23 protein-coding genes and 1 other RNA gene are annotated in these 20788 nt (G+C 42.4%); 5 read left to right on the plus strand and 19 right to left on the minus strand.

Annotated features, from left to right (window positions below; all coding sequences use genetic code 11):
* Positions 1–22: 22 nt before the first annotated feature.
* The 3 genes from ACYVRS_RS00170 to ACYVRS_RS00180 are packed head-to-tail and all read right to left on the minus strand — an operon-like array spanning position 23 to position 2527.
* Positions 23–1483, minus strand: a complete 1461-nt coding sequence (locus ACYVRS_RS00170; protein ID WP_461202105.1) for an ATP-binding protein — start codon at positions 1481–1483, stop codon at positions 23–25.
* On the minus strand, positions 1483–2196 hold the full coding sequence (locus ACYVRS_RS00175) for a response regulator transcription factor (RefSeq protein ID WP_054115362.1): 714 nt from the start codon (positions 2194–2196) through the stop codon (positions 1483–1485). The genes ACYVRS_RS00170 and ACYVRS_RS00175 overlap by 1 nt, the downstream gene beginning before the upstream one ends.
* On the minus strand, positions 2177–2527 hold the full coding sequence (locus tag ACYVRS_RS00180) for an SdpI family protein (protein WP_313510437.1): 351 nt from the start codon (positions 2525–2527) through the stop codon (positions 2177–2179). Before ACYVRS_RS00180 ends, ACYVRS_RS00175 begins: the two co-directional genes overlap by 20 nt.
* Positions 2528–2672: 145 nt before the next feature.
* On the opposite strand from ACYVRS_RS00180, the gene ACYVRS_RS00185 reads away from it, so the two are divergent.
* From ACYVRS_RS00185 to ACYVRS_RS00195, 3 genes are all read left to right on the plus strand, one after another.
* The gene (locus ACYVRS_RS00185) at positions 2673–3443 is read left to right on the plus strand and encodes a Cof-type HAD-IIB family hydrolase (RefSeq protein ID WP_461202107.1); all 771 of its coding nucleotides are present in this window, start codon (positions 2673–2675) and stop codon (positions 3441–3443) included.
* 61 nt (positions 3444–3504) lie between these two features.
* Positions 3505–3868, plus strand: a transfer-messenger RNA (tmRNA) gene (gene ssrA, locus ACYVRS_RS00190).
* Between the two features lie 215 nt (positions 3869–4083).
* The gene (locus ACYVRS_RS00195; RefSeq protein ID WP_461202109.1) at positions 4084–5184 is read left to right on the plus strand and encodes a mandelate racemase/muconate lactonizing enzyme family protein; all 1101 of its coding nucleotides are present in this window, start codon (positions 4084–4086) and stop codon (positions 5182–5184) included.
* Between the two features lie 40 nt (positions 5185–5224).
* Here the strand turns inward: ACYVRS_RS00195 and ACYVRS_RS00200 are convergent, their stop codons facing one another.
* Both ACYVRS_RS00200 and ACYVRS_RS00205 read right to left on the minus strand, forming a co-directional pair.
* Positions 5225–6637, minus strand: coding sequence for a glycoside hydrolase family 1 protein (locus ACYVRS_RS00200; protein ID WP_313537998.1), 1413 nt, complete (start codon positions 6635–6637; stop codon positions 5225–5227).
* 18 nt (positions 6638–6655) lie between these two features.
* A complete protein-coding gene (locus tag ACYVRS_RS00205; protein WP_054115368.1) occupies positions 6656–7960 on the minus strand; it encodes a PTS sugar transporter subunit IIC in 1305 nt (434 codons plus the stop codon).
* A 171-nt stretch (positions 7961–8131) separates the two neighbouring features.
* Between ACYVRS_RS00205 and ACYVRS_RS00210 the strand changes: the two genes are divergently transcribed.
* On the plus strand, positions 8132–8833 hold the full coding sequence (locus ACYVRS_RS00210) for a GntR family transcriptional regulator (RefSeq protein WP_313538028.1): 702 nt from the start codon (positions 8132–8134) through the stop codon (positions 8831–8833).
* A 53-nt stretch (positions 8834–8886) separates the two neighbouring features.
* Here the strand turns inward: ACYVRS_RS00210 and ACYVRS_RS00215 are convergent, their stop codons facing one another.
* From ACYVRS_RS00215 to ACYVRS_RS00230, 4 genes are all read right to left on the minus strand, one after another.
* On the minus strand, positions 8887–9693 hold the full coding sequence (locus ACYVRS_RS00215; RefSeq protein WP_461202111.1) for a serine hydrolase: 807 nt from the start codon (positions 9691–9693) through the stop codon (positions 8887–8889).
* Between the two features lie 62 nt (positions 9694–9755).
* On the minus strand, positions 9756–10637 hold the full coding sequence (locus tag ACYVRS_RS00220; RefSeq protein WP_461202113.1) for a C40 family peptidase: 882 nt from the start codon (positions 10635–10637) through the stop codon (positions 9756–9758).
* Positions 10638–10643: 6 nt separating this feature from the next.
* Positions 10644–11717: a dipeptide epimerase gene (locus tag ACYVRS_RS00225; protein ID WP_461202115.1), complete on the minus strand. Its 1074-nt coding sequence runs from the start codon at positions 11715–11717 to the stop codon at positions 10644–10646.
* A gap of 102 nt (positions 11718–11819) precedes the next feature.
* Positions 11820–13478 (minus strand): peptide ABC transporter substrate-binding protein, encoded by a 1659-nt coding sequence (locus ACYVRS_RS00230; RefSeq protein ID WP_312499823.1) that lies wholly within the window; start codon positions 13476–13478, stop codon positions 11820–11822.
* Between the two features lie 562 nt (positions 13479–14040).
* Between ACYVRS_RS00230 and ACYVRS_RS00235 the strand changes: the two genes are divergently transcribed.
* A complete protein-coding gene (locus tag ACYVRS_RS00235) occupies positions 14041–14361 on the plus strand; it encodes an antibiotic biosynthesis monooxygenase family protein (protein WP_313540680.1) in 321 nt (106 codons plus the stop codon).
* Positions 14362–14430: 69 nt separating this feature from the next.
* Here ACYVRS_RS00235 and ACYVRS_RS00240 read toward each other — a convergent pair whose 3' ends face one another.
* The 10 genes from ACYVRS_RS00240 to rimM all read right to left on the minus strand — a co-directional run bounded on the left by ACYVRS_RS00240 (position 14431) and on the right by rimM (position 20748).
* Entirely contained in the window at positions 14431–15195 is a 765-nt protein-coding gene (locus ACYVRS_RS00240; RefSeq protein WP_313540678.1) for a hypothetical protein, read from the minus strand.
* A 206-nt stretch (positions 15196–15401) separates the two neighbouring features.
* Positions 15402–15629, minus strand: a complete 228-nt coding sequence (locus tag ACYVRS_RS00245; protein ID WP_313540676.1) for a hypothetical protein — start codon at positions 15627–15629, stop codon at positions 15402–15404.
* Positions 15630–15779: 150 nt separating this feature from the next.
* The gene (locus ACYVRS_RS00250) at positions 15780–16241 is read right to left on the minus strand and encodes a GAF domain-containing protein (RefSeq protein WP_461198219.1); all 462 of its coding nucleotides are present in this window, start codon (positions 16239–16241) and stop codon (positions 15780–15782) included.
* A gap of 100 nt (positions 16242–16341) precedes the next feature.
* Positions 16342–16980 carry an NAD(P)H-binding protein gene (locus tag ACYVRS_RS00255; protein WP_461202117.1) on the minus strand — a complete coding sequence of 213 codons (639 nt, stop codon included), beginning with the start codon at positions 16978–16980 and terminating at the stop codon, positions 16342–16344.
* Positions 16981–17122: 142 nt separating this feature from the next.
* Positions 17123–17560, minus strand: a complete 438-nt coding sequence (locus ACYVRS_RS00260) for an Rrf2 family transcriptional regulator (protein ID WP_312500112.1) — start codon at positions 17558–17560, stop codon at positions 17123–17125.
* A gap of 140 nt (positions 17561–17700) precedes the next feature.
* Positions 17701–18105: a VOC family protein gene (locus ACYVRS_RS00265; RefSeq protein ID WP_461202120.1), complete on the minus strand. Its 405-nt coding sequence runs from the start codon at positions 18103–18105 to the stop codon at positions 17701–17703.
* A gap of 89 nt (positions 18106–18194) precedes the next feature.
* Positions 18195–18752: a sugar O-acetyltransferase gene (locus ACYVRS_RS00270; protein ID WP_054115381.1), complete on the minus strand. Its 558-nt coding sequence runs from the start codon at positions 18750–18752 to the stop codon at positions 18195–18197.
* 248 nt (positions 18753–19000) lie between these two features.
* Positions 19001–19348, minus strand: coding sequence for a 50S ribosomal protein L19 (gene rplS / locus ACYVRS_RS00275; protein ID WP_054115382.1), 348 nt, complete (start codon positions 19346–19348; stop codon positions 19001–19003).
* A 154-nt stretch (positions 19349–19502) separates the two neighbouring features.
* Complete coding sequence (gene trmD, locus ACYVRS_RS00280) at positions 19503–20237, minus strand: tRNA (guanosine(37)-N1)-methyltransferase TrmD (protein ID WP_461202643.1); 735 nt, start codon at positions 20235–20237, stop codon at positions 19503–19505.
* Positions 20227–20748, minus strand: coding sequence for a ribosome maturation factor RimM (gene rimM / locus ACYVRS_RS00285; protein WP_313540726.1), 522 nt, complete (start codon positions 20746–20748; stop codon positions 20227–20229). The genes trmD and rimM overlap by 11 nt, the downstream gene beginning before the upstream one ends.
* Positions 20749–20788: the final 40 nt, after the last annotated feature.

Here is a 20788-nt window from a genome sequence, read left to right on the forward strand (position 1 = left end):
ACCGAAGTTACACATCTTTCTATCAGGCTTCTTCTAAATCAACATCTGGAAATGAGATACGAAATGTGGTGCCTACACCCAATTCACTTTCAACTGAGATTTTACCTTTGTGCAAACGAACCAGTTGTTCCACGATCGATAAGCCTAAACCAGATTCCCCAAATTGTTTATTTTTGCGAGATGGATCGACTTTATAGTAGCGATCCCAGATGTTTTTGACTTGTTCTTCTGACATTCCGATGCCGGTATCCCTGATCTCGATGATCGTTTCTAGATACCCTTTTTCGATCCCCACATGAACCTCGCCATCTTCTGTAAATTGAATGGCATTCTGTAAGATATTGACTAGCACTTGTACAAAGCGATCATAATCAGCATAAACATCGATTGGTTCTTTCGTATCTAATATCAAGACATCTCGTGCCAGCTCTGCCTTGCTTTCTAATTGCGTCAACAGATTTTCTATCGTTGCTGTTGCATTGAATTTCTTGATCACCATTGAGATTTGATTGGTTCTGATTTTTTCGTAATCCAAATTTTCATTGACTAAACGGATCAAGCGATTGGTTTCATTTTTCATCAATCGAATCGCATTGTCTTTTTGATTCTCGGGAATCGCGTTGTATTCTAACCCTTCCAACAGGCCGTTGATCGTTGTCAAAGGGGTCCGCATTTCATGGGACGCATCGGCCATAAACTGGCGACGCCGCTCTTCTTGCCGTTCGATTTCTTCTTGCGACTCTTTTAACGAATGGGACATCGTATTAAAGTCTTCCGCCAATTCATCGAATTCATCCCGATTGTGTACAGGCAATTCGATATCAAAGTTTCCGTTGGTGATTTCCTTCGTCGCACGCTTCATACGATTGATGCGCCGGACTTGGAAAGTGGCGAAGAGATAACTGATCAATAAAGACACGATGATTGAAATCACGAACACTTTGAACAAATTCTGATTAAATGCACTTACCAAATTCAAAATACTGCTTGCAGACTGTGAGACGACCATCACACCATAAAATTCTGTTCGATTGACAGAAAAAGGAATCAACACATAGGAAGTAAGCTCTTTTTCTCCAGACAGATCGGTACTTGCCGTCATTTGCAAGCGGGCACCGCTTTGTAAGGATGACCAGTCACTGTCAGAAATCGTAAAATCAACATTATTCGCTGCATCCAATGGATATAAGACTTCATCTGGACTCTTGAAAAAAGCAAAAGAAATATCCTGATTGCTTAAAATATTCTCTGCCAATTGCAGTGAATATTGCAAGTAGCCATCTCGGGTCATATTTTGCTGCAAATAATCAGAATCACTAATTTGCGAAATTTTAGCAACTGATGACGCATACCCCATCAACTGTTCGTAGTTTCGTTCCTGCAATGTTTGTCTGGTCATCTGTGTAAAAGCGACACCAATCGTCATCAGAATCACTAAGATCACAACAAAGAAGGCAATCAGCTGCTGGTACAAATAACGCATTAGGCAACACCTGCATCATCAAATTTGTACCCGACGCCCCAAACCGTTTGGATGATTTGCGGGCCTACTTTTTCAATTTTTTGCCGTAATTTTTTGATATGGGCGTCAACTGTACGCTCATCGCCAAAGTATTGATAATCCCAAACCAATTCCAATAATTGCTCACGAGAAAAGACTTGTCTAGGTTTTTTGGCCAACGTAAACAATAAGTCAAACTCTTTGGGCGTCAACCCTTCGATCGCCACTTCATTCAAGTAAGCTTCCCGGGTTTTCGTATTCATCTTGAAATGATCTGTGACGATATCAAAGCGATTGTCTGACGGTTCAGATGTGGTTTTCTCAACCATTTCACTGCGCCGGTGCAGTGCTTTGATCCGTGCAATCAATGTCAATGGACTAAATGGCTTCGTCACATAGTCATCTGCGCCCATTTCAAGTCCAATGACTTGATCGCTTTCAGAATCCCGAGCGGTTAACATAATGATCGGTACGGTACTGGACACTTTCCGAACTTCCCTTGCAACCATCATACCATCCATCGATGGCAAGTTTAAATCAAGGGTGATCATATCCCATTTATCCGGTTCTGCCGTAAAGGCATCTAGTCCTTCTTTTCCATCATATTTGAATGTCGCTTCCCAACCTTCGTTCAAGAAGAACATTTGCATCATTTCCGAAACGGATTCATTGTCTTCAATCATTAATATATTCATTGTCTTCACCTCTGTACTCTTTATCAAAACGTTGTAGATTTTCTTCGATCAAGCCAAACATCGGCACGATAAACCATGGCATTGCAATCATTTCTAAAATAAAAAAATTGGTCCAATCTTGCCATCGCAAGACGCCCCCAATCAAGGTCATCAATGCGCCAAATAAGAGAAAATAGCGACTACTGATTTTTTGGGCGTAACGCCAATATATATCATTTTGTTTTGCAAGAAACGAACGGTATCCATAAATAAAATTGATTTTTTTTGATGGAAAGATGAAAAAAATCAACCCTATCAATAAAAAAATGATACCAATGACTAAAAAAATCATTCTTTCACCCCATTCTTCCTTTAGTATACTCGAAAATCCTGTATCTACCAACAACTTCACGATTTATTCACAAAGGTTTGCCTTTTTTTCAATCTTTGGTAAGATTGTGAGTAGACTATGAAATTGAAGATTAGGAGCAGTAAATATGACTTATAAAGCACTGACTTTTTTTGACTTAGATGGCACCCTTTTAAATGAACATTCGCAAATCACTAGTGAAATTGCAGAGGCGATGGCCGCACTGCGGAAAAATGATGTATTACCGATCATTGCAACCGGCCGAACTGAGCCTGAAGTACATGCCATCAGAGAAGCTTCTGGGATTACTTCTAATATTGTGATGAACGGCGCCTTCATCCGTATTGATGGGAAAGAGGTTTTTTCTGATACTTTGTCTGACGATCTTTGTCGCAAGATGTATGAAGCGGCCAAAGAAAACGGCGATGAATTGTGTTATTACAACGAACGGGGCTATCGGGCTACAGGCTACACAGAGGAAATGATTGGCGCGTATAACTATGTCCGCAGTCCTTTACCAGAGATCGATCCCCTCTATTTTGAGCAGGACAGAGTGAACATGCTTTTGGTTTTGGGTGTGGGCAATGATGATTATTATCACCAACGTTTCCCAGAATTGACTTTTTATCGCAATACGCCTTTTTCTATTGATGTCGTTAAAAAAGGCACGTCTAAAGGTACTGGGGTCAAAAGATTAGTCGAATTATTAGGCTTAGAAAATGTTCCTACGTACGGATTTGGCGATGGCAGCAACGACTTTGCGTTATTAGAAGCCTGCGACCATAAAATCGCAATGGGCAATGGCATCCAAGAGTTGAAAGAATTAGCGGACTTCGTGACCTTGAAGAACACCGAAGGCGGGATCGTTCATGCCTTGCAGCACTTTAACTTGATTTGATTCTTTGCATCGCTGCCAATTTATGCTATACTAATGATTGGTAGAGATACCCCTATTTTAGGGGGATGTTACGGATTCGACAGGCATAGTTGAGCCTGAATTGCGCTTCGTAGGTTACGTCTACGTTAAAACGTTACAGTTAAATATAACTGCTAAAAACGAAAACTCTTACGCTTTAGCTGCCTAAAAACAGTTAGCGTAGATCCTCTCGGCATCGCCCATGTGCTCGAGTAAGGGTCCTATTCTAAGTGGGATACGGTTGATCTTTCCGTCTGGAAGGTCAAACAGAGATCATCAGACTAGCAATACAGACTGCCTGTCACTCGGCAAGCTGTAACGCGAACCTTTAAATGAGTGGACTATGAGCGTAGATTTTTAGGTAGCAATGTGTTTGGACGCGGGTTCGACTCCCGCCATCTCCATAGTATGTTTTACAGGCTTTTAAAGAAGATAAGAATCGTTGATTTATCAACATTCTTATCTTTTTGTTTTTACAGATTTTTACAGAATTAAAGCGATATCTACATCAATTCTGCTGCAAAAATATGTACCTTGTAAAACCGAAACCATCATGCTATTATATAAATGCAAACGTTAACATTTAAAATGCACACGTTAACAATAAATAAGGAGGAGAATTATGTCTACAATTACAGAAATCGAAACCTTGTATTATCGGATTCCACTACCTGAGATCATGGAAGATGCCAAACATGGGTTACATACCCATTTTGAAGTGCCCATCGTCAAAATCCGGACGGATGATGGCCGCGAAGGCGTTGGCTACACGTATACAGGTGGTTTTGGCGGTGAATCGATTGCCAAGTTGATCGATAAAGAACTCAAGCATATTTTAATAGGCAAGGATCCTGCATGTGTCGAAGCGTTGTGGGATCAAATGAACTGGGGGATCCACTATGTGGCCCGGGGCGGATTGGCGAGCTTTGCCATTGCCGCTTGCGATATTGCCTTATGGGATCTGCGGGGGCAAAACGCACAAGAGCCGTTGTACAAATTGTTAGGCGGCAGCAGCAATAAAGTCAAATGCTATGGCGGTGCAATCGATCTGAACTTCCCGCTAGAGAAACTCTTAGCCAATAACCAAAAATACTTAGATATGGGATTGCGGGCTGTCAAAATCAAACTCGGTCAAAAAACCTTAGCAGAAGATATTGAACGAATCAAAGCAGTTCGAGAATTGATTGGCCCAGATATCACCTTTATGGTAGATGCCAATATGAGCTGGTCTGTTGAGAAAGCCATCAAGGCCGCGAAGTTGATGGCGCCCTACAATATTCTCTTTTTAGAAGAACCGACCCTCCCTGAAGATTATGAGGGCTATGGCCGCATCGCGCGCGAAGGTCAAATTGCGGTAGCTGGCGGTGAAAATTTGCGTACACCGATTGAATTTGCCCATATGATCAAGTATGGCGCCGTTGATTTCCCCCAACCTGATGCATCAAATTGTGGTGGTATCACTGGTTGGTTAAAAGTTGCCGCATTGGCACAAGTCAACAACCTATCCGTATCAACCCACGGGATGCAAGAATTGCATGTCAGTTTATTGGCAGCTATGCCAAATGCTGGTTATCTTGAAATGCACAGCTTTCCCATTGACCAATATACCACACGTCCACTAGTCATTGATCGCTCAGATGGCATGGCCGTTGCACCAGAAACCCCTGGTACAGGCGTTATCTTCGACTGGGAGAAGCTAGCCCCTCATCAGCAATCTTATTGAAAAAAAGCAGAACATCCTTTTTTTGGATGCTCTGCTTCTTCTATTTGATCAACGGTTCTTCATCAAAGTCCAATATCCGTTCATCGATCAATGAACGATACCACCCTGCTGATTTTTTTAGCGAGCGGGTTCGCTGATCGTTCAACTCGATCCGTACCAGCCCATACCGGTTCTTGAAGGCATTCATTGGTGATACGCAATCGGTAAAGGCCCACAACATATAGCCTTCGCAGTTTGCGCCTGCCTCCACTGCTTTCAATAACCAGTAAAGATGTTCGCCAATAAAGGCAATCCGGTAATCATCTTGCACTTGCCCATTTTCGTCCATGTAGCGTTCTTCTGCCTCACGCCCCATCCCATTTTCAGTAATCAGCCACGGGATGTCCCCATAATTTTCAGTCAGGTAGTTCGCCATATCCAGCATCACTTGCGGATATATTTCCCAACCGCGAGAATTGTTCATGCGTTTTCCTGGCAAATCAAAGGTTTCATAGAACATTTCCGGGTGAAAAGGTGTTTCCTCATGCCACTGATAACGTGGCGCTTTTACCCGTTTCGGATAATATTGATTGATCCCCAGAAAATCTACTGTATTGTTTTTGATCGTTTCCAAGTCTGCTGCTGTTGGATCGAAATAAATCCCATATTTTTGGCAAAGTTCGATCAATTCTGCTGCGTATTCTCCTTTGACCATTGGATCGAAAAAGACCCGGTTAAAGAATAAGTCATACATATCTTTGGCTTTTTGATCTGCTGCTGAAGAAGAACGCGCATAGACCATTTCCGGGTTCAGCACACAACCGATACGTCCTGGATAATCATTTTGGTGATACACAGCTACCGCTTGCGCAGTTGCTAAGGCTTTATGGTAATTCCACAACATCCATTTTTTCGTGTTTTGTTCATGGGGCCAGCGAATCGCATCTAGGTAACAACGCGTCTGAACCACGATTGGCTCATTGAATGTGAACCAGTGTTTGACACGATCTCCATATCGTTCAAAGGCGATTTTCGCATATCCAGTATACAAATCCACTACTTTCCGCGAACTCCAACCGTCATACTTGTCCATTAAATAAGCAGGAACTTCATAATGTTCCAAACACAACATCGGTTCAACGCCAGCTGCAATCAATTGATCGATCACTTGATCGATGTGTGCCGCATATGCCTCATCAACCACCAGATTTTCATAATCTGTAAAAAAGCGCGCCCAATTGATTGACGTGCGGTAATGCGTCAAATGGATATCTTTCATCATTGCGATGTCTTCAGGAAATTGTTCCATAAAATTAGTAGCGACCGCAGGGCCATACCCATTGTGCCAAACAAAACGCTCTTCTTTATACCAGCGGTCCAAAAAGGAATCTTGTCCTGCTTTTTTCCCCTGCCAGCCTTCCGTTTGCCAGGCAGATGATGCTGCCCCTAAAATAAACTCTTTTGGTATCTTCATAAACTTTTTAAACTCCTTCTATGCAACTTCGTTTGTTGTGCGATTCGATACAATGACAAATGGTAAGTAAATCAGAATCGCGACGACAATACAAATGATTTGTGTAATCACTGCCCCAACATCCCCAGCCGTCGCCAAGTAAGCATTGACGATCGGTGGCATTGGCCATGGCACCATCACCACAGCTTTGGCTGCAAAGCCTAAGGATGTTGCGATGTAGCCAATCGTCCCAGTAACCAATGGGGTAAGTATAAATGGAATGGCCAAAATTGGATTCAGCATGATCGGCATACCGAAAATCACTGGTTCATTGATGTTAAAAATCCCCGGTGCCAATGACAGTTTCGTGATTTGACGCATATCCTCACGTTTGCCAACGATCAATATAGCAATCAATAACCCAATCGTGACACCAGATCCGCCCATACTCATATACATGTCCCAAAAAGGCATGGTTATGATGTTGGGCACTTCTTTTCCAGCTTCAAAGGCTTCCGTATTGACAGCAATCGCTGCCAGCAATAATGGTTCTCTGATGGGTTTGACCATTTGATTGCCATGGATACCAATCACCCAGAACACCTGCGCAATAAACATCAATAACAAGATACCCGGCAAGCCTTGAACAACACCTTCTAAAGGTCGTTGGACAACATTATAAATGATGTCATAAGCATACATACCAGTGACTGATTTGATTGCAAAACCAGCGGTTGCAATGATCGTCACAGTGAAGATCGTTGGGAACAATGCCGAAAAACTTGCCGATACGTTTACCGGTACGCTGTCGGGCATTTTGATCTGCAAACTTTTTTGCCTTCCTAGCCAGGCATATAATTCAATCGACAGAATGGCGACAAACATCCCCAAAAATAGCCCTTTCGTATCTGTGTACTGTTTGGCAAGCACATTTTCTGCAATCACAGTCGCGTCTTCATGTAAAAACTCGTAAACCATTGGATTCACAGACAGATACGACATCACCGCAATGATCCCTGGAAACACACCAGAAATTTGATTGAGTTTTGCCAACTCGATCCCAATCAGGAACACCGCATAGATCGTCAAGAAACTCAATGTCACATAACTGACAGCGGAAGAAATCGGTTTCAAATTTTCCAAAAAACGCAATGCTTCGATTTGCGCCAACCCATTTTCAGCATCGAAGACCATCGCTGAAAATAATGTGCCGAACGCACCAGTGATAATCACTGGAATCAGTGCAGCAAACGCATTTTTGATCACCATGATGTATCTTAAACTATTGATTTTTGTTGCAAACTTTCCTAATACATTCGCTAATTTATCCAAACTCCCTTGCATATTACCCCTCCTAAATAATGCCATTTGATTCATTCAGTAAACGATTACATCACAAATGTAATCCATTTATCCTGTAATGTAAACCGCATACAGCGTGTCCGGCAGGGGTATGTAAATCTCAACGTTTACATATGGTCAGTTATCCTCTATCATGAGGATGAGGTGAACACATTGGCAAACTATCAAGACATTGCTGCCGATATCCGCAGCAAAATCAATCATGGATTCTATCAAAAAGAACATAAACTGCCTAAACAAAGTGAACTTGCTAGCCACTATCAAACAAGTCGTGTGACGATCCAGAAAGCTTTGACCATGTTGCAGATGGAAGGCATCATTTACGCCAAAAAAGGCATTGGTACCTTTATCAGTGATAGCTATTCTACTTTCGACTACAATGCAAAAATCAATCGAGGTTTGACCAAACGTTTAGGTGAAACGGGTAAAATCACGAGTAAAATTATTTCTTTCGACGTGATCTATCCTGATGAAAAAGAACAAGAAAAATTAAAAATCACTGCCGATCAGCAAATCTATGATATTGTTCGGCTAAGACTGTTTGATGATATTCCTGTTGTATTGGAATATACGATCATGCCGCTGCACATCATTCCCGGCATTACCACATCTGTGTTATCTTCTTCAGTTTATGGCTATATTACCAATCATCTGCATCAAACAATCGGTACCTCCATTCGCCGGATCAAAGCGGATCATGCAGATACTTACGATCAGCAGTATTTGGCTTGCGCTGCGACCGATCCCATTTTAGAAGTGGAGCAAACCGTCTACCTCGGCAATGGCATCCCCTTTGAATTTTCACAATCCCGCCATCGCTATGACATGGGTGATTTTATCGTAATCAATACCTAAAAAAGACACAGACTGCTGTTTCCCCCTCTGGGCGCAAAACAGCATGTCCGTGTCTATCTTTTTGCATCGACTTGAACTGAGGGGGAATCGCTTAACAGATAATCATAAACGATTTGACCCACTTCTCTTAACCACATGATCCCCTGACCAGTCCCTTTTTTATCGTAGGAAAGCCCCGCCAGATAGATCCTTTGCTGATGTGATTCAAAACAAGCCACATCATGCTCGATCAGATGCAAACGGCCGGTTTTATTATAGATTTGCAACCCAGGAAGATCCGCTTCAGCTAAGAGCCCTGGCACCCCTTCTTGAAATTGTTGTTTAGCCAAAAAGGATGGGGTGATCTGCAGGATGGATTCCATCGCCAAACACTCCCTCAGCAGTCTGGCACTAGCTGCTGCAGTCACTTGATTTTCTTTGTTTTGTTCAGGTTTCATCATATAGCGCGCAAGACATATGTCAGAACTTGTCAATGACGCTTGAATCACGGATAATCCGACAAAATCGATCAAGACATTGGTTGCTGTATTGTCTGATACTACCAACATCAGCAGCAATAATTCCTTGAGCTGCCAATTCCTTCTTTCCGGTAAATGCGTCAATATCCCTGCCCCAGCGACAAACTGCTGCGGCGCGATCTCCACTGCTTGATCGAGGCAGAACTGATGCTGCTGCACCTGTTGCAAATAATAACGATACACCGCCAATTTGATGATGCTGGCCGCGGGAAAGCGTTGCTGACTGTGATATGCATACAGACAATCTGTTTCCGTACCAACCCAAAGCCCCATCTGCAAAGAAGCCTGATAATGCGACAGCAGGCGATCCATTTCTGCCCCAAAATGGTGGTTCTTATCCATCAAAACACCCCACTCTCCACGATTTTTTCTGCGTCTACCGGCAACACTAACTACATGTCCTATCACCAATAACGGGCAACTACTGCCAATTCCGCCTCATAAGCCGAACCGCTGATCGTTGTTTTCATTACCCGAGAGCCAGGTGTCCTTGAATGGATCATTTGGTCCTCTCCCAAATACATGCCTACATGATGGACTTCTCCTTGACCTGACTGATAGGCAAACAAAAGCAAATCTCCTGGCAACGCTTCTTGGTAGGACACAATACGGCCTTGTTGCGCCTGTTCAATCGTATCTCTAGGAATATTGATTCCCTGTAAACGATGCAGGCTGTACATCAAACCGGAACAATCGAAGCCACTGCCACTGATGCCTGCCCAGACATAGGGTTGATTGATAAACTGCGCTGCTAAGGCAATCATTCGTTGCGGTGCATCTACGGTTTCTTCAATGCGTGTTGCAAAGGTCTTACTGATTCTGCCTAGACCATGCGGCGTAACCACTTGATAATCTTCAGTCGTTTCCCTGACCAAAGGCAACGTGGTGCCAAAGGACAATAGCTGCTGTCCATGAAACGTTTCAAAAAGCAGCAAACCCTCTTTGGCAGTGATCCCTACCTGTTGCTGTGACCTATCTGCTGATGCCGATAGCTCCGTTAAGGTATCGCTAGGTAAATAACCTGGGTAACCTAGGGAATGTTTGTTGCTTGCTTGATCCAAAACGATCACTTCTGCCCAACCATCAGCTTCCGACAAGACGTCTACGACCGTCCCATACAATACCTCCGAGTCGACAAGATCTTCTTGATACAGACGCATTGTATCAGCAGCCGTTAAAAATGTATGCAGCAGATTGATTGGGTAGCGGTTGATTATGTCCAAAACTGCATTGTTTTTTGGTGCTTTCCATAAGAATGAGCTACTTGCTTGAACTATTTTTTTCATCGCGATCTACCTTTCTATTCCTAACCCAAACGCTTCAGTCACAACCACACGTCCGGGTTGCAGCAACACACCTTGCTGGGCAATCGAAATACCAGTTGTGTCCCACATGAAAGGAACATCTAGATCAATATAACGGACGTCGGACATCCCCAAGGCAAAATGTGCCGCTGCCGCCATCCCAGCATAACCTTCGATCATCGATCCTACCATGACGGGCATTTGATGTGCTTGAGCCAAAGCAAAAATTTTGCGTCCTTCCCGTATCCCGCCCGTCTTCATTAATTTGATATTGAGTGCGTCACAGCATTGTTCTTCGATCAACTGTTTGGCATCTTGATAAGAAAAGACACTTTCATCTGCCATAATTGGGATAGCACTGCGTTCTGTCACGTATTTCAGTCCAGCAAAATCAGCCGCTTTTACAGGCTGCTCTACAAAGTCGATGGGGATGCCTTGCCATTCCTGTAAAATTTGGACTGCTTCTTCTTTGGTCCAGCCTTGATTGGCATCGATCCGAAATGGAATTTGTCCTTTCAGATGCTGATTGATTTGCTTGATTTTCTTCACTTCTTCTTCGATCGTGCCCAATCCTAATTTGATCTTCAAGGATGTAAAGCCTTTACTTACTTTCTCTTGCGCTTCACGACACATGGTTTCAGGTGAACCAATACTGATCGTAAAATCGGTTTCCAGTGATTGTTTTGTGCCGCCTAAATAACGATACAGCGGTACGTTGGCCGCTTTAGCCAAAGCGTCATGCAATGCGATATCAATTGCCGCCTTGGCACTACTATGCCCTTCGACCAACTGATTCATTTCATCTAAAACCGCTAAAGATGTCTCGACTTTTTTCCCAATCAGAAACGGGGCAAATCGCTTAGAAACATCCGCTATGATCCGCGCCTCAGTATCCCCAGTGATGACCTTAGTTGGGGCTGCCTCACCGATACCAACGAGGCCATTGGTAAAGAAAATCAGTACGCGAATGACATCTAACACTTGCACTTCTCTTAACGCCGTCTTAAAAGGCGCATTTAGCTTAATCGGTACTTTTTTGATCTCAATCTTGTCAATAATCATTTTATTCTCCTTCATCAGATAAACGAAAAAACAAAGAGGCGCTTCACTCAGTCAAAGAAGCCGCGCTGTCTGAATGAGTAAAGCCCTCTGTTTGATCGTTTATTATTCTGTCACAGATACATGTTTATAGTCATAGGCTGCACCGACACTATGGATCACCAGACCCTGAATGTTCGGCGAACGTAGGTGGGCTTCCGCACTTTGAAACAATGGAATCACACCTAATGCTTCATTGAGTATTTTTTCAGCATCCACCATATCTTGCCAACGGGCAGCAGGATCATTGGCATGTTCATTTGATGCTTGTTCGATCAGCGTATCATACGCATCATTCAACCATTTGCCACGGTTATAGGAACTGTCTTTTTTGAAAAGCTCCAGGAAGTTGATTGGATCCGCATAATCGCCGATCCAATTGTTCATCACCATGTCAAAATCTCCGCTGTTGGATCGATCTAAACGAACGGAAAAAGGCACGTTCGTCACTTCAACGGTCAAGCCATCCAAGGTCTGTTGCAGCGTTCCTTGAATATACTCGGCAAGCTTTTTGGACTGGTCAGTATCTGATGTCAACAGCTCGAATGAAAGTTGATCAACCCCTAACTCAGACTTCGCTTTTTCCCAATATTCTTTGGCTTGTTCTTCATCAAAATCCAAGGTTGTTTGTGCATCTTCAATAAAATCAGCTTTGGTATCTGGGTTGAACGCCAGATCAGAAGGCACAAAACCAACAGCCGCAAGTGAGCCATTGCCTAAAATATTGTCTACAAGCTGCTGCCGATCGATACTATAAGAAATTGCTTGCCGCAGATTTTCATTTCTAAAAGGTGAATCTTCACTAGCCTGATTCATTTCTAAATATTGGGTCGTCGCACTTGGCTGGACGATATAATCATCATGATTGACATTTTGCATCGCCAACTCGCCACTCAACGTAATGTCATCCGCTTGACCACTCTCATATAAATTAAAGGCCGTTGCAGAATCTTTGACAACATCAAAATTGACTTTGGTTAATTGAACATTTGCTGCATCCCAATAGTCTTCATTTTTGGTCAATGACCATTGGATATCGGTTCCTGGACCATCGTATTCTGTTAACATGAAGGGGCCATTATACACGGCATCTTCACTAGTCAAGGCGTATTGATCACCGAAAGATGTCACAGCTGCTTCATTTTGCGGGAAAAAAGTTGGAAAAGCCAACAAAGAAAGGAAATAAGGCGTTGGTTTATCCAATGTGATTTTCACCGTATAATCCCCCTCGGCTTCGATCCCCAACTCGCTCTTATCAGCAGCACCTTCTGCTATCGCAGCAGCATTTTTGACAGGTTCTAACATATAAGCATAATTGGAACCTGTAGCAGGATCGACGGTTCGTTGCCAACTAAAGACATAATCTGCAGCCGTCACCGGATCCCCATTGGACCACTTGGCATCTTCACGCAGGTTGACCGTATATGTTAAACCATCTTCACTGATCACAGCATCTTCACTAGCCCCGGCAATCACCGGTTCATTGTTTTCATCTAGACGATAAAGTCCCTCATACACATTGTTCAAAGTAATAAAACTATAAGAATCTGTCGCCAAAGAAATATCTGCACTCCCCATTTCCGCTGAGAATTGCACAGTGATCTCCTGATCTACATCTGTCGTACTTGAAGCTGATTGGTCATTGTCATCTGAACCATTTTGACAAGCAGCTAAAACAAGACTACTCATTAACACCAAAACGGTCCCTTTTGCTCTTTTCCCCATCTGTTTCATCCCCCTCTAACATTCAGACAATTCAAACAATTCTGCGTGTTAAAAAAAGTGTACCCCTTTCATTGAACACCTGTCAATAGGATCACCGCAAAAAAGAAAGTGTTTACATCCAGATGTGAGGTAAGAGATAATCTCCAAAAGGCCATTCTTTATACTAAAAGATCCGTGATCATTGACAAGCTATCGGTGTATTTTTTTGCCTAAAATAAAATAAATTGGCCAATGAAACGGTCAAAAATATTTCTTCGAAGAAGTAAAAAAAACGTATCTATTTCGAAAAGAGAATGGTACACTGAACAAACGAAGAGTACACTGCACGAGAAAACGAAAGACTTCCCCAAGTATCCATTTTCTCAAGTACTCTTCGGTATTGTGCGTACGTATAACTACTATACGTGCTTTTTTTTATTCTTTAAAGAAAAACGCAACATTGGAACAAACGGTTAAGTCATGTTTGTCCAATCATATATCGATTTTTCCATTGACAATGATTCTCATTCTCGCATATAATCATTCAACATACAGCGATTTTTTTATAAAGGAGGAACCCGAAATGTATATTCGAACAGTCGCTTTTGACGTGCGTCCAGAAGGAAAAGACATCTTCTACAAGAAAATAGCCAAAGATGTTGCATCTATGAAAGAATTTGAAGGCTGTCTAGCCACTGAAGCCTGGTTAGCAGAAACAAAAAAATGCGTGACTTTCCAACTCGTATCTAAATGGCAAGAGAAAAAAGATTTCCAAGCGTGGTTAAAACGACCAGAGCATTTGCAAAAACACCGAGATGCCCATCGCGCCGAAAAAGAAGGGCAAGAAAAACCAAGCATCGTTCTCTCAAAAACAAGCCAAGAATTTTCCCTGATCACAGAATAAAAGCAAAAAGATGACGCCCGAGTTACGTACAGGAGTCATCTTTTTTTATGTTAGCCCGCAAGCAGATTTCTAGATTGTCCACTCATTCAACGTTTTACCTTCATCATCTACCAAAACCAGCCAGCCATTGGTACCGCCATAATAGAGGAACATCCCCATCTCATTGACACTTTTTAATATAACATCTTCTGTTGTTTGATAATCAGTGATCGCGGCTTGATTATCCTGCCGGATTTTTTCGGATAGTCGTGCGGAATAGCCGATTGAACCGTCTTTATTCAACGTCATCTGCTGACTCAGGATCGCCCCTTTTTCGATGCGTACCTGATTCCTCTTTTGCCAATACACGGTGGCTTTACTTCCTTGATAGTCCACATAAAACGGATGTTCACTCAATTGTTTTGTCCATTTATGTTGGGGTTTGCCTGATTTTGCTTTTTTCTCCTCAGCCACAGCCGCGCCTATTGGACGATAGCCTAACCAATCTAGTAATGGATCAAATATGGCTGCACAGGCTTCTACATGCTTGACTTGTTCACTCGGGATCACGGTATCTTCCACATGTGAGATCTGATATTTTTGCCGGTAATACTGTGCCAAATACGCGGCAATGATGTCCCAATTGGGTGTTAAAATAAGCAGACGTACTGGTGTTTTTTTGGCATCATATTGATGGTCATCTAGCACATCCACGATCTGATTGTTTGCTAACAAAAACAAGACACTGTTCTTTTGGATCGACTTTGGCTGATCAATGATCTCCACTTGCCCCGCTTCATCAGGTAACCTAAGCAATAAATGCTGCTGATCAACGTCTATCGTTTCTATCTTCATCTTTTATTTGCCTCCCTAGTGTTTTCCCTAGTATCTTCTAGTATTTTAAGTGCATTATACCATTACAGACAAAATCACTGCGACATGATTGCTTAAAAAAACAGATGATCATTTACCGATCATCTGTTTGTTCCTGAATATGTTCCTGTAGACACGCATTGGTTCCTGTTTGCACAATGCCTATGTTCAATCAACTATAGAAACAATTAGCTAAAGAAGCAATCAACTAATGCTGGTCCGTAGATTTCATCATACTTCGCTATGACACGTCCACATCGTTCCTCGATGTCCTCATAATCGATTCCGTCATAACGAATCACATTTAGGACCACACATTTTTCCATTTTACTAATGACTTCTCCAACAATACGGCGTTTGATCCCCACTGGCTGGCACTCATAAGCTTTTCCTAAAACAACTGTTTCTGCATTCATGTTTTTCTCCTTAAAATTTCATTTTTCTAATTATATTACCATAACATCGTTGAATTCTAATTTAATAAAGCAATATCCCTTCAAATATATATATAAAATAAAAAAAAGCACTTCCATCAGTGGATAGCGCTTTTTTAAACAATATAATCTTTATTTTTTGCTTTCAATCAACAATTGGGCAAATGCCTCTAAATATGTTTGATCGATCGCATCATAACTACCAATTTGGCTGCTGTCTAAATCTAGTACCCCTAGTAACTGATCGCCAGCCTTCATAGGAACAACGATTTCTGACATCGCTGCTGAATCGCAAGAGATATAATTTTCGTGCTCTTTGACATTCGATACGATCATCGTTTGATTCTTTTCAGCGGCTTCACCACAAACGCCTTTCCCTAACTTGATGCGTGTACATGACACACGTCCTTGGAATGGACCTAAGATCAGTTCACCTTCATCAAATAAATAATAGCCCGCAAAAACAGTGTCTGTTAAGGTTTCATTTAATAAAGCAGCAGAATTGGCTAAGTTTGCGATCCAATTACTCTCTGCCTCCAAAAGCCCCTTCAATTGAAGCAACATTAATTCATACATCTCGATTTTTTTATCCATTTGATCACCTCTGTTTTTGATTATAAGCATTCCGCAGTGATTTGTCTTGTAAAAAAACCAATCTTCTCAACAAAATGCGTTGAGAAGATTGGGCCATTTATTAGGCATCAATGACTGTAAATCGTGTATTGTGCTGTTGTGGTGTTTCGATTTCGTCAAGAATTGCTTTGGCTAACGTACCGCCGGAAGTGACTGATTGTTTTTGGTCGTTGAACAACAAGTGATCTTTTCCTGAAATTGCCGGTACAGCTTCCCCTGCTTGGAATAAGTTCCCCGGGGAAATACCTACCCAATCAACATTTTTGACCGTTTGCAAAAACAGATACTCATCTAGCTGATTTTCCGGAATGGCGATCCAGCTTTCACTGCCAGGTGCTTTTTTCAAATCGTTGATATTGCGCTCACCTTGTTCGTTCAGCAAACTGCCCGCGCCTAAAATAAAAAAGAGTCTGGTTTTTTGCTCGCGGAAAAAAGCCACTAATTTCGTTGCCAGATCAACATGCAAATATGCTTGAGCAGGACTCGTTGCAAATGCATCAATGATCACATCAAAATCTTGCAGATCTGATTGCGCTAAAGAAAACGCATCTTTTTCAATGATCAGACTATTTTCCCCTAACTGCGCTTTGGCTTTGGCCGCATTTCTGACAATGGCTACTACTTCATGACCTCTTTGTTGTCCTTCTTTAAAAATAGCCGCTCCTGCATTGCCAGTTGCCCCAATGATCCCGACTTTCATATCCTTCATCCTTTCTGTTGTTTCTTGCTTTCTCTATCCGGTTGTTACTAATTTAATTACAACAAAAGTATAGAAGAATCTTTACCTGCTGTCAAGAATTTGACAGTGCTGATAAAGCCTTCGCAAGAAAGAACGGCCATGTTTATCCCTTTATGCTGTTCACAGATTCGGTTTGAATCCCTTCGATGATTGATTGCAGCGAAATCGCCGCCATTTCAGCTTCTACTTTTTGTTGCAATGCGGCATATGTCTGCTCAAGTACGTTCTGGATATTGCCGCCGACCAAACAATTGGGATTGGTTTTTTTATCCGCATGCAATAGATGATGATCCTTTTCGACACTGTCATAAATATCAAGCAAAGAAATATCTAGTGGCGCTTTGGTCAAAGTTGGATTCGCTTTGCCACGCTGGCTATCGATCAATCCTGCTATCCTCAAATCACTCATGATCCGCCGAACATACGCTGGGTTGGTTTCGACACTTTGGGCAATACGGTCACTTGATAGATCCGTTCCTTTGAACAAATGGATATAAGCAAGGATATGGATGGCATCGCTGTATTTGGTTGAATATTTCATCCGCTCACTCCTTTTCTATCTTGATATCATACCTCTTTTTGCCCAATATGACAAAGGGGGATGACGTTTTGCGTACCTTGCGTCATCCCCTTTCTCTATTTAGATCGATCAATCATGTATACTGTTCTGTCAACGAATCTTTAATAGCCTTTCATCCAGGCAGACTCTAGTTGATTGCCATCTAAATCAATGATCTCATACCCGACCATCACGTCTTCTGGTATCCCCATGTCTACTTGAAAGTAATCGCCGCCGTTGGCCTTGGCTGTTTCAGCAAATTGCTTTGCCCCTTCCGGTGTATCAAAACTAAAGGCCGTCAATGCCCCGCTGGTTTTTTTGGTATCAGCAATCTCTCTGCCATTTAAAAACTGACGATAAAAATCATGTGACAAAAGCATGACCCAAATTGAATCACTCCACATCATTCCACTACTGGTTTCGTTGGAGAATTCATCATTTTTTACAAACCCTAGTGCTTCATAAAAAGCCGTAGCACGTTTGACATCAGTGACTGGTAAATTAACAAAGACCATTTTTTGCTGCATTTTCTATCGTCCTCTCCGCACCATTTAGTGTGTGTGGTTTCATTATACACCAGTTCTTGTCTTCTCCCCTAACGATGCACACGCATTGTTCAGAGATGTTTCGTCACTACACAAGGTGAACCTACTGCCACGCAATTGGCAGGGATATCTTTGGTGACGATACTGCCGGCACCGATGACTGTATTTTTGCCGATGGTCACACCAGGCAAGACAATGCTCCCTGCCCCTAGCCAGACATTGTCCTCAATCGTGACAGGCAAATTATACTGGGCTTTCTTTAAGCGCAATGCTGGATCCAGTGGATGAGTGCCTGCGGCAATCGTCACATTGGGTCCGATCATCACATCATTGCCGATCTCGATGCGGGTATCATCGACTAATGTCAAATTGAAGTTGGCGTAGACATTGTTGCCGATATACGTATTGGCTCCCCAGTTCGCCCGTAATGGTGCTTCGATATAGACATTTTCTCCTAATGCACCTAATAATTGAGCTAAGATCTTTTGTTTAGCTGGCTCATCGGAGGGTCTGATTTGGTTAAAATCGTAAAGCAATTCATTGTATTTCTTTTGTTCTTTGCCGATCTCCGAATTTTCATAATAGATCGAGCCATTGTGCATACGCTGTTTGATTTCTTCTAAGTTCATTTGGTACCCCTTACATTCTAACTGATGATTTACTGTACAATAAACTAAATACTGTGCTCGACTACATGCGAGACATCACTTGCAAAAAAGCAGGTGTGCACCTCAATCTATTTTATGTACAAGACCATTTTATCATGTTTGTTGCTGTGAGGAACCGCTTTTAGACAAATGTATCATTCAAATTATTAGCCAACAAAAGAAAAAAGCCCTTGAAACCAAGGGCTTTTGCTTCATCTGATAATAAATGATTAACGACGAATTTCTTTGATACGCGCTGCTTTTCCGTGTAATGCACGCAAGTAGTACAATTTTGCACGACGTACTTTACCGTAACGAACAACTTCGATTTGTGCAACACGAGGTGTGTGCAATGGGAAGGTACGTTCAACACCGACACCATTTGATACTTTACGTACTGTATATGTTTCGCTGATTCCAGCACCGCGGCGTTTGATTACAACACCTTCGAATAACTGGATACGTTCCCGTGTACCTTCGACAACTTTCGCATGGACGCGAACAGTGTCACCAGGGCGGAAAGCTGGGATATCACTACGTAATTGTTCTTGAGTTAGTTCTTGAATCAATGGATTCATTTTTATCATTCTCCTTATTCCCAAACATTCATAAAGCCATCAGCTCCAGCGGAACATCGTAATAGTTGAGTTTACACTCACTGAAATATCTTACCATAGAATACACTCTGCTGTAAAGAAGATTTTCTTGTCAGATGCAAATTACTGCGATGGATCAAGCTTCAGCTTTGATTTCCTCAAGCAGCTGCGCCATTTCAGGTGTCAATGGATACTCAGCCAACATGTCTGGCCGACGCAGATAGGTGCGACGCAAGGATTCTTTCAATTGCCACGCTTCAATCAGCTTATGGTTGCCATTCATCAAGACAGCCGGCACTTCCATCCCTTCGAAGACAGCCGGACGGGTATATTGCGGATGTTCTAATAAGCCAGTCGAGTGAGAATCGGTTTGGGCAGACAGATTGTTGCCCAGTACTTCTGGCAACAAACGAACTGTGGCATCGATCATCACCATCGCCCCTAGCTCACCACCTGTCAACACATAATCCCCTAAAGAAACTTCATCCGTCACCAAACTGCGGATCCGTTCATCATACCCTTCATAATGACCGCAAATAAAAACCAAATGTTCTTCTGCAGAAAATTCTTCGGCCATTTTTTGATTGAAGGGCTTCCCTGCGGGGTCTAATAAAATGACCCGCTTTTTGACATCTGGCGTCTGTGCTTCAATGGCTTTCAAGTTGTCATACACCGGTTGGACTTTCAACAACATCCCCGCACCGCCACCATAAGGATAGTCATCAACGGTTTGGTGCTTGTTGTCCGAGAAATCGCGGAAATTTGAGACATTGATCTCTAACAATTCTTTTTCACGGGCTTTGCCTATGATCGATTCGCCTAGCGGCCCATCGAACATGCGTGGAAACAACGTCAACACATCAATCCGCATCATCCAACAACCCTTCTGGAATCTCCACTTGAACTTCTCCACTGGCAAGGTCGATTGCTTTGACGACCGATTCAATGTATGGGATCAACGCATCTTTCTTTCCTTTGCGTTGGATGACCCAGACATCATTGGCACCTGGTGACAAAATTTCTTTGACTTTGCCGATCACTTGATCGTTTTCTAAAACGGTCAAACCAATAATATCATGGTAATAAAATTCATTTTCTTCTAGCTGCGCCAAATCTTCTTTGGATACTTTTAGGATACCGTTACGGAATGGTTCAACATCATTGATGTTCGGATAGCCTTCAAAGGTCAGCAAATCAAAGTTTTTATGTTTGCGGTGACCCGAAACGGTCAAGTCTAACGCTGGCTGATTTTCACGAAACAAGGTTAATTGCTTGCCTTTACGGTAGCGTTGTTCCGGAAAGTCGGTTTGGGAGATCACCCGCACTTCTCCACGAATACCATGGGTATTGACGATCTTGCCTACATTTAAATATTCGGTCACGTTCGTTCCTCATTTCTTCTGATTTCTATCCTATTTTAGC

This window comes from Enterococcus salsurae, from assembly GCF_054784955.1.